Source organism: Mucilaginibacter sp. P1_A3, assembly GCF_056406855.1.
This window is the reverse complement of the sequence record NZ_JBFTZJ010000002.1, coordinates 255,268-271,358: the sequence shown is the minus strand read 5'-3', so window position 1 is coordinate 271,358 and position 16,091 is coordinate 255,268. Positions and strand designations below refer to the sequence as shown.

9 protein-coding genes are annotated in these 16,091 nt (G+C 41.2%); 1 reads left to right on the top strand and 8 read right to left on the bottom strand.

All coding sequences use genetic code 11. The annotated features are described in order from the left end of the window. Positions 1-4 precede the first annotated feature (4 nt). The 8 genes from AC1D0K_RS05345 to AC1D0K_RS05310 all read right to left on the bottom strand — a co-directional run bounded on the left by AC1D0K_RS05345 (position 5) and on the right by AC1D0K_RS05310 (position 14,847). The gene (locus tag AC1D0K_RS05345; protein ID WP_477441522.1) at positions 5-2,992 is read right to left on the bottom strand and encodes a glycoside hydrolase domain-containing protein; all 2,988 of its coding nucleotides are present in this window, start codon (positions 2,990-2,992) and stop codon (positions 5-7) included. Positions 2,993-3,148: 156 nt separating this feature from the next. After that, a complete protein-coding gene (locus tag AC1D0K_RS05340) occupies positions 3,149-4,171 on the bottom strand; it encodes a c-type cytochrome (protein WP_477394485.1) in 1,023 nt (340 codons plus the stop codon). Between the two features lie 9 nt (positions 4,172-4,180). After that, a complete protein-coding gene (locus AC1D0K_RS05335; protein WP_477394483.1) occupies positions 4,181-5,578 on the bottom strand; it encodes an aryl-sulfate sulfotransferase in 1,398 nt (465 codons plus the stop codon). 98 nt (positions 5,579-5,676) lie between these two features. Beyond that, the gene (locus AC1D0K_RS05330) at positions 5,677-7,191 is read right to left on the bottom strand and encodes a RagB/SusD family nutrient uptake outer membrane protein (RefSeq protein WP_477394481.1); all 1,515 of its coding nucleotides are present in this window, start codon (positions 7,189-7,191) and stop codon (positions 5,677-5,679) included. A gap of 42 nt (positions 7,192-7,233) precedes the next feature. Next, a complete protein-coding gene (locus tag AC1D0K_RS05325) occupies positions 7,234-10,287 on the bottom strand; it encodes a SusC/RagA family TonB-linked outer membrane protein (RefSeq protein WP_477394479.1) in 3,054 nt (1,017 codons plus the stop codon). Positions 10,288-10,948: 661 nt separating this feature from the next. Next, a complete protein-coding gene (locus tag AC1D0K_RS05320; protein ID WP_477394477.1) occupies positions 10,949-12,301 on the bottom strand; it encodes a Gfo/Idh/MocA family protein in 1,353 nt (450 codons plus the stop codon). 39 nt (positions 12,302-12,340) lie between these two features. Next, positions 12,341-13,651, bottom strand: coding sequence for a DUF3472 domain-containing protein (locus AC1D0K_RS05315; RefSeq protein WP_477394475.1), 1,311 nt, complete (start codon positions 13,649-13,651; stop codon positions 12,341-12,343). A gap of 122 nt (positions 13,652-13,773) precedes the next feature. Continuing rightward, positions 13,774-14,847, bottom strand: a complete 1,074-nt coding sequence (locus tag AC1D0K_RS05310) for an aldose epimerase family protein (RefSeq protein ID WP_477394473.1) — start codon at positions 14,845-14,847, stop codon at positions 13,774-13,776. 204 nt (positions 14,848-15,051) lie between these two features. On the opposite strand from AC1D0K_RS05310, the gene AC1D0K_RS05305 reads away from it, so the two are divergent. Next, the gene (locus tag AC1D0K_RS05305; protein ID WP_477394471.1) at positions 15,052-16,077 is read left to right on the top strand and encodes a LacI family DNA-binding transcriptional regulator; all 1,026 of its coding nucleotides are present in this window, start codon (positions 15,052-15,054) and stop codon (positions 16,075-16,077) included. Positions 16,078-16,091 lie beyond the last annotated feature (14 nt).

Below are 16,091 nucleotides of genomic sequence, written 5' to 3'. Positions count from 1 at the left end.
AGCTTTACTTAATGATCAATAACCAGCCTTTACCCTTTTCAACCGGAATTTTATCATTCAAGCCAAATGTTTTTGCAGGCTGAAAGCTTTTGATCTCTGGTGCTGTAATAGTTGCTTTAGCCGGATTGATACCGAGTTTCGCCCAATCAATCTTTAACTGAAAATCAGTATCTCCGTTTTCCCAGCTGGCTACAGATACCATAACCGCCCCTGCTTTTTTATAAACGGTAGCCAGTACTTTAGGGTTATCGGTTTTTACAGGATTATCATCAACCCAATAGCCTATCATCTTAGTACCCTTCATCCCGAAATTATCCCAGGCCTTCCAAATCGGACGCGGATCTGCACCATCACTCCATGGCATGCGGTTGGTCATACCATAAACCATACCTCTCCATTTATTACCACCGCCCTGTAGCATCTCTCCCATTAAACCAAATGGAATACCGCTTACTTCGGTCAGGAAAAAATCAGGATCGTTTTTCTCGTAATCAAAATACTCACCAAACCAAAGACGGTTTAAGTATGGAAAGTGCTCCATATACAGGTTTGCGCTGTTATTAAAACCATCGCTTTTGTTGTATTGATTGGCCGAATGAAGATCAATAATACCGGGGTGACCATCCTTTGTCAGCACACGTTTTACACGTTTCATGGTAACACGGTCAAAAGCCACATCATCTAAATAAATACCGTCGATTCCTACATTTTGGGTTAACCAGTTCATGCCCTCCACGTAGTAGTTATGCCAGCGGTTCATGCCGCTGTTGATAATGGCCGCGTCCTTAATTTCGGGAACAAACCAGGCGGCAATGTAGTCATCGCCTATGTGTTCCTGCAGCCAGCTGAAACCTCCGCCTTTACCGGGCGAATAGATCTCGTGACCCAGGCTTCTTAAGGCAAATGTTTCATAAGCATGGTTGGATAGCTCACGGATTGTATTATATATTTTAACTTTTAATCCTGCTGCATGAGCCGAATCATCATAGGCTTTCATTTTTTGCCAGGCGATGAACGGATAATTTATAGTAGGGTTTATAGCCGTAGCATGGTGAATATTGATAAGTGTTGCGCCTGCCTCCTTAATAGTATCAATGGGTTTGTAAGCGTGATAAAACCTCGTCGCCCACTGAAAATCGGTATTAATGGTATGGAACGGAGTAATCAACAATGTGAAATTATAATACAGCTCCTCGCCCTTTTTCAGGTTTCTTTCGCCGCTGTAGTTATTGGCCAGCACCGCCTTGCCGTCATCGGCTATTTTGATGCCGCCTTTGTTATCATTACCCCATGATGATGGCAGAATTAATGGTTTTTGCAGGTAGAAATTGGTGTTCAGCGGACGAACATATTTTTCATCGCGCAGGGAATACTGCAAACCTCCGTTTACGTTACCTACCCAGGCACCATCCTGATTTTTATGTGCCACATCCCACTTCCACTCAAAGTTTTCGGGGCGATTGCCACCTTTTTGACCAAGGCCGATCATGTATTTGGCATAATCCTTTTTAAAAGGGATATGCATGGTGATATCTTTTAAGCTCACATCCTGCAGGGCCTTCACTTTTACGGTATAGGCTATAAAACCATCAAACTCCAGCGACGCGGACACTGTCATTTGTAAAGTATCGTTGGTACTTACCGCCGTCCATTGCACTGTACCGGCTTCCTTTTTAGTGAACTGAACGCCCTGACTTTTCAGGTTCATTTTATTACCGGCGGCATTAATGAAATGGAAATGGATCCCCTCGGTTAAAAGGTTATTAGGTGTTGTTGCATATTCCGTCATTTCGGGCGTAAAATAAGTTTGGATCTGCTTAGGGAAACCATCCTTATTCACTTCTACTTTTCTGCCCAACAGGCTAACGGTATTACCTGTTATAGCCAATGGTGTATAGGGAGCTATAACCGTATTTTGCTGTGCCATGGTGGAGTTTAACCAACCAAGCCTTGTCATTTTATAGGGCTCGCTTACGCCGCCATCTTTGGATATTTTGTTGTTAACTTTTATGGAGATCGTAACTATTTTGGCCGGTTTCCCGTCAATACTGATGGTAGCTTTACCAGTGTAAGTTGAAGGTAAAGCACTCGCAGGCACATCAACACCACACCATAAAGCCTGGATCTCGCCAGCTGCTACATTTACAATTTTAGTTAATGGCTTTGCATCATAGGTAGTACCATTGGTATTGATACAAAACAAAGCAGATGATGGGATGGATTTGCCTGTTGGCGAAGTAAGGCCACTAAAAGTAACGCTTACATTTTTGATATTTTGCAAGGCATAAATACCCAACTGGAAAGCGAAATTTTCGCCTCGGGCAGCTTCGCCGGTATAAGTATGCTGCGGACCACGCTCAACCCAGCGTTGAGGCAAGTCTTTGGTCATGCGGATGGAGTTCAACCTGTCTTCAGGAAAAACCAAAAATGATTCTGCTTTATTTTTGCTAATCAATGCATCTGTCTCTGCTTTAGTAGCAATCACCTCCATAGGGTAAAAACTATTAAATGCATCTATGGATTGAAACTCCTTTACATTGGCGGCAGGGATATTGGTATTTGCACCTACCGAGCTTAACCATTCGGCAGAAGCCTTAGTTTCTGGTTTAAGGTATACACCTTTAGGGTAGTTGGAGCGCCCCTCATTTTTATAAGGCATATAATACACAAAGTATGTTCCCTTACCAGATGTTGGCTCAAAGTAAAGCTCGCCGCTTTCGCGGCTTATCAATCCGGTTTTTATATTGGTTACTTTTTGCTTTGTTTTGGCATCCTCAATTATTATAAATTTATTTTCAGGGTCGGTATCCCTGCGTCTCCAGGGGATAATTACTTTGGCAATTTTACCGGTTCCGTTAAAGGTTAACACCACCCTATGGTTTCCCAAAGAATCGGGTAGCCAGCAACCTTCGCAATTGGTATATGGTATTTTTTGCGCCGAAGCGCCAAAACCGGTTAACAGGAAGATGATGGCAAAAGAAAGTTTTTTCATGGTATAAATTTAGTCAGTATCTGTACACCTATCTATAAATGACAGGTATTTTAACGTTGCATTATATTGTTACTATGGCGACCTTGTTTAGCGGTAGACGCAAATACGCGTCTCTACGAAATTGATCTGGCTTATTTGAACTACGTTTTTGTTACTTTAAATAGCTGGTGTAATGCCCTTACCTTCCCAATAATCAATGATAGGCTTATAGGGGCCATATTTATGCTGCTGCTCGGTAAAGGGATCTTTAAAAGGCCCCTTATCGTAATCTATGGCTTTTTCTTCGTAATTAGGATAATCCTCCTCCTTGGTTGTTTTAGCAACAGGGCGTTTATGCTTTTTATCATCATTAATAAAAGCCGCAATATCCAATGATTCCGCATCGGTTAAAAACGCGTTACCAGGTGTGGTTTTATCATATGGCATATTGCTTTTTAACCACTGCGCCAGTTTAACCACCCGGTGCATGCTTGAGCCCGGTCTGTAAGCCAACAAACCCCAAACAGGCGGATATTCATAAGATACATTATTTGCCAGCATTTTACCCTCTCCGTTTTTGGCGTGGCAACGCTCGCAGTGTTGCAAGTATAGCTTTTCACCACGATCTGAGGATGCGGCAACCTCAGGCAACTCTACCGTCATGTTTTTCAACCCTTTAGTACGATTATCAATATGGGATGAATCGCTCAGGAATTTTAAATAAGCCATTATCGAAATCATTTCCTTACCATCCAATGGTAAAGGCCTGCCCAGGTTTGGGCGCATTACACAATTGTTTATTCGTTCGGCAAGTGATAATATTCGCCCCTCCCGCGCCCGGTATTGTGGATAATCACGAAAAGACTTCACCAGGTTAAAAGCATAGGGCCTTGTACCAGCATCACGGTGGCAATTGGTGCAATTCATTTTATTGCCGGTATAATGCCCGTTGACACCATCGGGGCCAATGTAATATGCGGTATGCAGCATCAGGTCCCGGCCATACCTTACGGCGGCGCCATATTTACCGCGTGGTATTTTCAAGGTATCGATATTAACTAAAGTATCGGTACCGGCAGCTAATGAATCTGCTCCGGCTTGCTCTCCCTTAGCTCTATTACATGACGACAACAACTGAGCCGCATTGGCAATAACAAACAAAAAGAGCAGGAACGTTATGTATTGATATTTCTTTTTCATTTTAATGATCTATGGTTTTAAATAAGGATCAAGTTGCTTGTATTTAATAAATTCGGCTCGGTAAGTTGGTACGGATGTCTCCATCGTCCATTGTAAAACGCCTTTACTGTTAGCCAAAACTATAATGTGCCTTTTTGAGCAGCACACTAAGGTTGTTGTATCATTAATCATATATGCGCTGCCCATACGGCCGTTAAAAATCTCCTTAGGCAGTTGAAAGTGCATCGCTATTTTTGAACTTTTGCCCTGCTCATCAATTTTCATGGCAAATACACCCGACTGGTGTTTCTCCACCCCGTTATCAAAAAACATTAAATTTCCCTGGGGATTAATATGCGCGGCATGCGCCTGGGTAAAATTGCATTCGGCAGGCATAGCTATGGTGCCCCCCTTGCCAAATTTATAGATCACCTTACCGGTTTTCGAATCAATTTTCCAGATCTGGCCATTATTGTAGAACGACATCAGGTAGTTGCCATCGGTATCATAGTTTAAACTGTTGGCATGCATCCAGTCTTTTTTTGTTTTAAGCAGATGTGGATCTTTCAAAGGATCCATTACATCAAACACACTCCATTTCCATACCTGCTTACCGGTTTTATCCATCACTATAATGCCATCGCCATTTACCGTATCCTTTTTGCCACCACCAATGGAACCCAGATCCATTATTTTTCGATCTACAAACAAGGTTACCAGCTGGCCTTTATCATTCTTTAATATCTCGTGATGAATGGTTTGCTTAAAATCACCCTGACCTTTTTTCAGATGCAGCAGCGTATCGCCCAGTAAATTAATTTCCAGTATCTCGCTGCCATAGCTGGTAGGCTCGTCATTTCTGCCTAAAATGGAAAGCAGGGTGTTATCCTTTGTAAAATGAAGCACTTTAAAGCCCAGCCTATCAATCATATGGTACCACTTAATTTGCCCCTGGTAGTCAACCAAATAAGCCACGCCCGGTGCAAAGCGTTTGTTGATAAGCATTAAACCATCTTTAAACTCAGCAGGCAGCGGTACTTTAGGCAAGCTTTTGGCTTTAAACTGATCCTGTAAAAACAGTTGCAGCTCATGCGATTTAAAAGTATATACTTTGCTTATACTTTTAACATCGTTATGGCTGGTAACAATATCATAAGCGTAATTTGTATTGGGTATAATATTGCAAAGTACAAGCGAATGTGAAACTGCGTTTTTTGATAGAACCGACCTGATTTTTTTGTCAGTTTTATCAGCCCAATACTCCACATACACATCGGCGGGACCGGTTGTGGTTACATCAACCTGAATTTTTAATTCATTATTGTTGTGCAAGCCAACATGTATCTCCTTAACCAAATTGCTGCTTGAACAACCTGTAAAAATTGCCCCGACAATCAATATTGCTATACACACAAACCTATACTTCATTATACACCGGCTTTTAATGTTCATTACTTTAAATGGTAAAAGAATATACAACCTTTACAGGCTGTATATTCTTGTTGCTGGTTATAAGCTAACAATACTTATTGCCTGCCCGCATTACTTAAATTAGGATTAATATTAACCTGGTTTAAAGGATAAGGGAAATACTGATCACGAGGCATAACCACCGTTTGCGTTTGGCTGGTTCTTTTAAGATAGCCATTTACTACCTCGGCATATTTACCAAACCTCATCAAATCAGCACGTCTTTTGCCTTCGTAATATAACTCCCAGCCACGTTCCTGTAAAAGTGCATCGCGTAATGTTGCCTGGGTAAAAGCGCTTTGTACCAGCAATTTAGCATGCGATCTTGCTTTTACCAGGTTTATTAATGAAATGCTTTCGGCATTTGGGCCGTTAAGCTCATTTAGAGCCTCTGCTCTGCTTAATAATACATCGGCATACCGCAAAATATCAACACTGTGGCCATCATAATAAGTATTTGCGCCATTCGGGTCGGCATATTTCATGGTTGCCACATCAGGCATGTATAAAATACCTGCCGGTGGTGTAGCACCCAAAGTTGGTGCTTGTTTGTGCGTTAAGCCATCAACACCAGCATACTCTGTAAAGAACATTTTTTTACGATCGTCCTGATCATCGTAGCTGTTGTAAAAATCCCAGGTTACGGCGTAATACTGCCATCTATCGGTTAATACAGGATGATCAAGCGGGCCAAAGTGGTTTAATAGTTCGGTACCATTAACGTTAGCATCGCTCAATACCGAAAAGATATTTTCTGAACACCATTTGTTATCTTCCTTAAATAAGCCAGCATAGGTTGGAAATAACTGGTAAACGTTAAGATCCATAACCTGCTTGGTCAGGTCGGCCGCTTTTTGCCATTGATGCTGGCGTAAATATAATTTAGCCAATAAGGTCATGGCTGCTCCTTTTGTAGCACGGCCAACATCATTTGTCGCGTAAATTTTATTGCTTTTATAATCAACAGGCAAAGTGTTTATGGCCGCTTCCAGGTCAGTTATTAAAAGCGCATCTATCTGCGCAACAGGTGTAACCGGTGGCTGGCTGGTATATTTAGGATTAGCCACATCTTTTTCTGTAACCAATACTACAGGTCCCCAGGCATCGGTAAGATCCAGATAGGCAATAGCGCGCAAAAATTTCATTTCGGACAGGAACTGATTTTTCGAATCAGCTCCAATTGTTGTCATAGCCGAAACATTATATATTGCGTTGTTTGCGTCAGCTATCAGCTTGTAGATCTGTTTCCAATCCTCAGCTAATAACCCATTTGCCGAGTTCCATTGAACCAGTGAAAGCTGGCCTGGATCACCACTGTAGCTGCAGTGACCTACATCGGTAGTTAAATCTGTAAGGGCAAAGTGCCTTACCGTCCAATAGTCAAAGTTATCGCCAACAGCCGGGCCTTTCAGGCGTGCATAAACTGCATTTACCGCAGCTATCGCATCAGACTGCGTACGGAAAGCATTGATACTGGTTAAACTGCTATATACCTTTGGGTCGAGGTTTTTATTACAGGACAACTGCAAAAACATCGCCGCTACGATCAGGATAATATTATATTTTTTCATTTGCTTTAATTTTATGTTGATCCGCTAAGGGATGCTTATTTATTAGTGAACAGATACTTTAATACCAAATGCGAAGGTTCTGAATGCGGGGAAAGAGTTAAAATCCAATCCGCCTGATGTATTACCAGTGTGAACGTTCACCTCTGGATCGGTACCTTTATAATTGGTTACGGTAATCAGGTTCTGTGCTTCGGCATAAATCCTTATACCCTGTACAATTTTAATGTTCTGGAATAATGATGAAGGGAAGCTATAACCCAATGAAACTGATTTTAAGCGGGCATAAGAAGCATTTTCAACAAAACGGGAGTTCACATAACCACCATAAGTGCTCAGGAAATAACCTTCACGCGGGATACCTGTATTTTCGTTTTTGCCGGCAACAAACCTGTTCAACGCATCAGTACTTGTTGTTGACTCCAACACCAGCCTGTTCATGTTAAATAATTTATAACCAAAGGCACCCTGGATAAAAATGTTGAGATCGAAACCTTTGTAATGGAAATCGTTACCAAAACCTGCTGTGAAGTGCGGGTTTGAATTACCTAAATATTTTTGATCATCAGGGGTTATTTTACCATCCCCGTTAACATCTGCATACTTAGGATCGCCCGGTTTTGAATTTGGCTGCGGTGCATAGGTTTCACCCGTTTTTAGTACTCCTGCATAAACATAGCCATATAGCTCGCCTAACTCCTGCCCTACTTCCAGTCTTGAAAACTCACGACCAGAAACGGTGCCGCTTGGATTGGCAGTATTGCTGCTAATTGTTTTGATACCACCCAAATCCAACGCTTTTTGTTTGTTGTAGGCTATGTTGAAGCTGGTATTCCAGGCAAAGCCTTTTGAACGTACATTGTTCGTGTTTACAGAAAGTTCGATACCCCTATTTTCGATAGCACCACCGTTTACTAACTGGGTGCTAAAGCCCCACCACTGACCAATTGGGATATTGATCAACAAATCGGAGGTTTTTTTACGATAAACGTCAACAGTAGCGTTGATACGGCCATCGGCAAAACCCACATCTAAACCTGCATCAAGTTGTGCCGTACTTTCCCATTTTAAGTTAGGGTTTGATAGGCTCGAAGGCTCAATACCTACCTGCAGCGGTCCACCATCACTCAATACAGTGCTATAGTTACCAAATGTACTCAGGTACTGGTAGTTGTTAATCCTGTCGTTACCGGTAACACCATAGCTCACCCTAAGCTTTAAATTTGAAAAAGTGTTTAAGTTTTTGATAAAATCCTCATCGGTAAATTTATAAGCCAGAGCTCCTGACGGGAAAATACCATGCCTGAAATTGCTACCAAATTTTGAAGAAGCATCATCCCTTAAAGTAAATGTTGCCAGAACCTTATCCTTGTATGAATAGTTTAACCTGCCGTAATAATCTGTAAGTGATGATTCTGATTTACCGCTATTGTAACCGTTAACAGTTGAACCTGCGCTCAGATTGTAATACAGGAACACATCTGTAGGGAAACCTTTAGCACCGGCACTTAATGATTCAGCAACATCCCTTTGGTTGGAGTTACCTACCAATAAAGTAAACGCATGGTCTTTAAAGTTATATTTATAAGTCAAATAGTTTTCAACCAACCATCTAAAGGCAGTAGACATTTGCTCGGTAGCTATACCACCGTTTGCTTTACCTGCTACCAGTGTTCTTGGGGTGTACTGCCCGGCAGTAACCTGGCTGTATTCGCTACCTGCGCCTAAGTGGTAGGTAAGATTTTTAAATAAGGTATAATCTAAAGATATGTTACCGTTTATTAGTTTGCTGCCGCTTTTGTTGGTTGGCTCCAAAAGGCTTGCCAAGGCGTTGTTTTTACCCTGGTATACATAATAACTACCATCGGCATTATAAACGGGGATGTTGGGCTGTGCAGTTAAAAGGCCAAACAATGGCGCAGTAATATCGCCAGAATAAGATTGCAGTGTTGAGCTTGAGCTTGCGCCGTAAAAATTAGCGCCTAATTTTAAGTTTTCGTTAAGTGTTTTTTCGGCGCCTATCCTTGCCGTGTATCTTTCCAGGCTGGTGTTTTTTAATACCCCAAGTTGTTTCAGATAATTACCGGATACGTAAATTTTTGAGTCCTTATCAGCACTGCTGATGCTTAGGTTACGATTTTGCACTGTTGCATTTTGTGTAGCTGATTTTAACCAGTTTGTATTAGCCAACGGAAAGTTTGATGGAAATATAGCCGGTTTGCCATCTTCAATAGCGGTAGCATTCTGAATATCGGTATACTGCTGCCCGTTTAATAACGACGGATGGTAGGTTAAGTACTGCTGCCCGTTTGATACATCAGCATCGATAGCTACCTTGCCTATTTTCCCTTTTTTAGTAGTGATCAGCACCACACCGTTACCACCACGTGAACCATATATAGCTGTTGCAGATGCATCCTTCAATATCTGGATGTCTTCAATATCGTTAGGGTTTATCTGGTTACCGTTATCGGTAATAAAACCATCAACAACATACAATGGTGAATTACTTGTATTAATAGAGTTACCACCCCTGATGGTAATAGAAATAGTACCGCCCGGCGCAAAGCTTGATTGTTGTACCTGCACACCAGCTGCCTTACCCTGTATAGCCTGGCCTAAGTTGGACGTAGTACCACCAAGGTTAAGATCATCACTTTTTACCGAACTTACAGAACCGGTAAGGTCGCTCTTTTTAACGGAACCGTAACCTACCACTACTACCTCGTTCAGTTTGTTAAGATCTTCCTGTAAGGTTACCGTTATTTCATTTGAGCTGCCTAAGGTTACCATTTGTGTTTTGTATCCTATATATGATACAACCAACACTTTTGAATTCCCTTTAAGGGTAATTCTAAACTTCCCGTTAAGATCTGTAGAGGTTGTATTTTTAACTCCCTTTTCAGTTACGGTAGCACCTATTATTGGACCGCCTTTGTCAATAATATTACCGGTGATAACTGTCTGTGCACTTGCCAGTGTTGGCAGCAGCAAAAAAAGGTAACAGCAGATCATTTTAAAAAGGGTACCATAAAGCTTCTTTTTTGAAAAAGTACTTTTTGAGGAACCCGGATCAAGTTGTGTGTAAATTTTAATCATACATTTTGGGTGTTAGTATTAATTAATTGTTGCGTTTTAATAATGGTTTGATTGTTTTTGAATATTGGAAATTAGAGATATAGGCTTAAAAATGCCCACGCAAACACAGCGCAAACGTTTGTTTTGAAGAAACTTTGATTACGCAAACGTTTGATAAATAGCAAATTGCAGGTAATAAATGGCGCAAGGAGCGCAGATCTGCAAGGATTTAAGCCATTTTTAAAGAAGAATTTTGGGGCTTTGGATCAAAAACTTCCCAATTTGGTAAGGTGACGGAATTTTTTGATTTTGAGGGAGTTGGGAAAGATTAGCGTACGCCTGTCAGACGTGATACGATTTAAAATCCTGGAACGCTGAAGGGGTAATCACAAGCGGCTAAAGCCTTACGAAGTTTTAAAAACTTCCTAAGGCTGAGATTCTACAATTTGCAATAAGTGGTTGATAAAATTTGGATAACTCTAAAGGTTGAAGCGACGTTTTAAAAGGTTTGTCATCCTGAACGATAGTGAAGGATCTATTCGCAGATCTACAGGGCGAAGATGCATGGCGAATAATAGATCCTTCACTATCGTTCAGGATGACAAAAAGTTTTTTTTTGCAAAAAAACGTCACAGGTAGGCACGGAGCAATAAACATTTACTATTATGGCCTGAATTATTACCTAAAACCCGCTATCATCCAATGCAAATGTATTTTTCCTTTCCTTCCATTTGCCTTTTGTAAAATCAGGAAAATTGACACTTGCGTTGCCTTCTTTTAAGGATTTGGTTGATAACGGGGTGATCACACTCATGGTAACTGAATCATAAACATCAATTGGTGTTTGCTTTTTCTGTTTAACAGATTCAACAAAGGCGTTGAATACAAACCAATCCATACCGCCATGGCCGGCTCCCTCGGCAAACTTTTCATATTTTTTCCATAACGGGTGATCGTATTTATCGAACCATACTTTTGCCGGATCCCAGGAATCATCCTCTTTAGATTGATGATCGATATAAACGCTCTTGTTAACATCCATCCATAAGCCTTTGGTGCCTTGTACCCTAAAACCTAAGGAATATGGGCGTGGCAAATGCGTGTCATGGCTTAGCATCACCGTTTCGCCATTTGCGCAGTTGATCATGGTAGTAGTTACGTCGCCATTTTTGTAGTTGATCTTTGCATTGGGATGGCCCGGCGATAGCTCCTCGATGTAAGCACCTAAACCACGAGCTTTTGAACTAAAAGACACGAGGTTGGTAAAACGATTACCAGCATTAATATTAGCATAATGCATACATGGGCCTACACCATGAGTTGGATAAATATCGCCATCTACATCTATATTAAACTGGGTACGCCATTGTGCTTCGCTTAAGGCGTTGGGGCCAAACTCAACACCGGTGTTGCCGTAACTGCCTTTACCATCATTGAATAATACCGGTCTTAAATTATGTTGGTAACCGCCTTCCAAATGAATAATCTCGCCAAAAAGGTTCTGGCGTACCATATTAAGAGCTGCCATTACATCCCGGCGATAGCAAACGTTCTCCAGGGTCATGTATGGCATTCCAGTTTTTTCGGATGTATGCACAATATCCCAGTGATCTTCTACCGTAAGGCCTGCAATAACTTCACAGCCTACATATTTACCGGCTTTCATGGCATCAATTGCCTGTGAGTGGTGAAACTGCCATGGAGTAGCGATGATCACAGCATCAATATCCTTATGGTCTAACAGTTTTTTGTAGGCATCCAAACCGCCTGTGTATTCCTTTACCGGGGCATGTCCTTTTTTGGCGATGTATTCGCGACAAATTTTTAGCGAATGTTCCTGCGTATCGCAAATAGCCACTACCTCAACATCATCGCGCAGCAAACCTTCCGCAATGTGGCTCATGCCACGGGCGCCAACACCTATGTAACCTAATCTTACTTTAGCTGATGCCGAAGCAAACAAACTGCCGGTAGGTAATATGCTAAATCCTGCGGCAACTATCGCGCTGTTTTTGATAAATTCTCTTCTTTCCATTTATTGTTTTATAATTAGCGGCACGTGTATGCCAATAGTTTATTTTAAGGGTAATTTATCCAAGTCGATAATTGGTTTTACGCCAAGCGGTTTCCTGTCAATAAAGGTGCGCAGCATCTTATAATCATCAAAAAAACCACCATTTTGCAAGTAAAAACCAGTAACATCGGCGCCACCGGCATAATCTTTCCTGTAGTTAGCGTTGGCTGTTGCATCGCCGGTGTACATCGCTTTGGTTAGCTCCAGCCAGTTGTTAGCGGTATCGCCTATCCATTGGTTGGTAAAAAATGCTTTGCGCGTTTTATCGCCGTAATCGGGATCAAAATTTTCAACAAATGAGTATAAGTTGGTTAAATATGTAGCCACTTTGGGGCGGCTAAAGCTGGCTATCAGCATCCATTTATTAGCACTAACATCTTTAAACCAGGCAGTAAAGGTGGTTGAATTTGTAGCCGCATCAGGTTCTGCTTTTAATAAAAAGGCATAGTTTTGGCCGGCCACCCATGGATAATTCATATAACTTTGCCCACCAGAACCTTCATCACCAAATTCACCTATATGTACGCCCTCGCCGCCATGGATTAGTTTAATACGCATATTTTCAGGAATACTCTTGGGGTCCTGTGTTTCATAGGGGCTCCATACAGAAAATAACACCCTGCGTTCTGTAGGTGAATTTACCTGCATGCCAAAATAGCCCTGTCCAAAACCATCGGCCATAAAATATGATCCCATAATATCGCCGCCCTTAGGCACCCTGATTTCGTTATAAAACCATTTTACTTTACTCTCTATATTACGCGGAACGTCAAATCTTAAATGTACAGATGGCCCCCTTTTTCCAAAATAAAACGAACTGCCTTGCTTTACATAAACTACATCGTCATCCGCTTTTGGGGCTTTAATGATTACGTCGCTTACATCGGCATATACATCACCCGTTTTGCTGATACCCTGCAATTTTAGGCGGATATGGCCCGGATGTGTTACATTTATTTTACCAATAGCGATGGTATCAAAAGCCGTATTGCTGATTTTTTTATCTATGACAGTATTGCCTGCAATTACCCTTATGGTGCTCGTTCCCTGGTGCACCTTTAATCTTAAAAACAATTGAATAGTTTGTTTTACAGAAACCCTAAAGTAAACAGTGCTTACAGATGTGGCACTTGTCCAGTGGGTTAAACCATCGTCGGTAATAGTGGCCGGAGCCTCTGCCCAGGCGTTGCCGCCTACCGGTATAATTTTGCGTAAAGTGGTATCTGTAGCTACCGGTGTTTTAGCCAAAAGCGTACTGCTAAAAAATAGTATACCCAAAATAGCTGTGTAATTATTGATCGTTTTTTTCATAGTTGATCTTTTGGTAAAGTATTAACTTACCGTTTTATAAATGTACTCGCATTCAGTATTTTAGTAAAGAATAAAGGGTATTAATTCAACGCAAACGTTTGAAAACTGGCCATAGTTATCCATTAATTGGTGTCTATAGCAAATTCAAAAATTGTTTTACTTATAAATGTATCGCCCGGTTTTAATATTGTAGATGGAAATTCCGCGTGATTTGGTGCATCAGGGTAATGCTGTGTTTCCAGGCAAAAACCACTTCTGTGCATGTATTTGGCGCCATTTTTCCCTGGGGAATTATTTTCGATAAAATTACCCGTATATAAATGCACGGCAGGCTCGGTTGTGTACACATGGAGTATCCGGCCACTTAATGGCTCTACTACACTTGCCGCCATGAGCAGTTTATCTGAGTCGGCTTCTTTAATTACCCACGAATGATCATATCCCGTACTTAATATCAGTTGTTCGTTTTCCTGTCCAATCCGTTCTCCAATTTGCTTTGCCTCCCTAAAATCAAAAGGCGTACCCTCAACCCTTGCAACTTCACCAGTGGGCACCTGCATTTGATTTACAGGCAGATAACTTTGTAAGGGCATCATCAGCTCATGCCCCAAAATTGAACTGCCGCCCTGCCCTGATAGGTTGAAATAAGCATGCTGCGTTAAATTAACCAATGTCGTTTTAGTGGTTTTAGCCTCAAAATCAACAATAAGCTGATTTTGATTATTTAAAGTATATGTAACCGTTGTGGTAAGCTCGCCCGGAAAACCTTCCTCTCCATCGGGACTTATATATTCCAGTACTACGCCCGTTTTATCTTTTTGGGTAAAATGCCTGGCTGTCCATACTTTTTTATTAAAACCGATAGCGCCGCCGTGGTGATGAAATCCCCCGGGCTTAACAGTTAGCTGATGCTGTTCATTGTCAAGCATAACCAATCCCCCGTTTATACGATTAGCGAAACGGCCAACAATGGCTCCCGTGTAATATGGGTCATTGATATACCCTTCCACATCGTCATAACCTAAAACAATATCCGCCACATTACCATTTCTATCGGGAATATTAATTGCCTGGATTGATGCACCAAAGTTTGTAACCGAAACGCTTACACCGTTTTTATTATGAAGGTCATAAAGCACAACGTTCTTGCCATTTGCCATGCCCCAGTTTTTAACGGCTATTGTATTAGCACTCATATTTTAGGTTATTAAAAATTTAAAATAGTAATTAGCAGCGACTATTTTTAAGCTGTGATGAAATTAGTTAATAAGCTGGTGCATTAAAATGATTTACATGCCTAAACAACACGCAAACGTTTGCAAAGCGGCACACGCTGACAATAATATCGTAATAATCTCCTAACTTTAAATTCACAAAACATACTAATAGCCCTGGGGATAATGCAATCAAAACCAACTACTATAAAAGAGATAGCGCAATTACTGGGTATATCGGTTTCCACAGTTTCAAGGGCCTTGCATGATCATCCCAGCATAGGACTTACCACCCGCGCCAAGATTAAAAAACTTGCCGGCGAATTAAATTATGAGCCTAACCAAACTGCCATATTTTTACAAAAGGGAAAAACTCATACCATAGGTGTTATTTTACCCGAGCTTTCTGAGGCATTTTTCTCATCGGCCATAAGCGCGATTGAAGATACGGCTTACAAAAAAAACTACACCGTACTGCTTGCACAATCACATGATGATGAGCAAAAAGAACGACAACTCGTGGAGAAAATGAAAAATCACCGGGTTGACGGATTGCTGGTATCTCTGGGTAAAAACACTTCTTCGTTTCAGCATTTTGAAAATTTAAAGAAGTATAATATCCCCGTAGTGTTTTTTGACCGGATACCTCCTATGCCCAACATACACTACGTAGCCTGTAACATGGAAATAGGTACTATTGAAGCTGTTAGCTATTTGCTAAAAAAGGGGCACCGCGCAATTGGCATGATAAACGGACCACAAACCATGGTAGCAACCGGCGAAAGAAAAGAAGGCTATATTAAAGCCATGACCAAAAACAGGTTAAAGTACGATCCTTCGCTCATTGTATCCTGCGACCTGACAGAAGAAGGTACAAAAAAAGCGTTAGATGAATTGCTGGCCAGCAAAAGAAAGCCTACAGCCGTTGTAACGTTTAATGATTATGTAGCGCTTTTTGCTATTAAATATGCCCAAAAACTTAACATAAAAATAAATAAGGACCTTGAGTTTGTAAGCTATGCCAACTTACCTTTGATCAATTATATGGAGAACATACCCGCGGCTTCTGTTGAACAATTTCCTTATTTACAGGGGCAAAAAGCTACCGATATACTTATGGACCTGCTTCATCACCAGGATAAAGGCACCAATGAGCAAAGTGCCTACTACAAGATCATTATAGAATCGCAACTGGTCGAGAACAAGAAATAAACCATCAAAAAAAA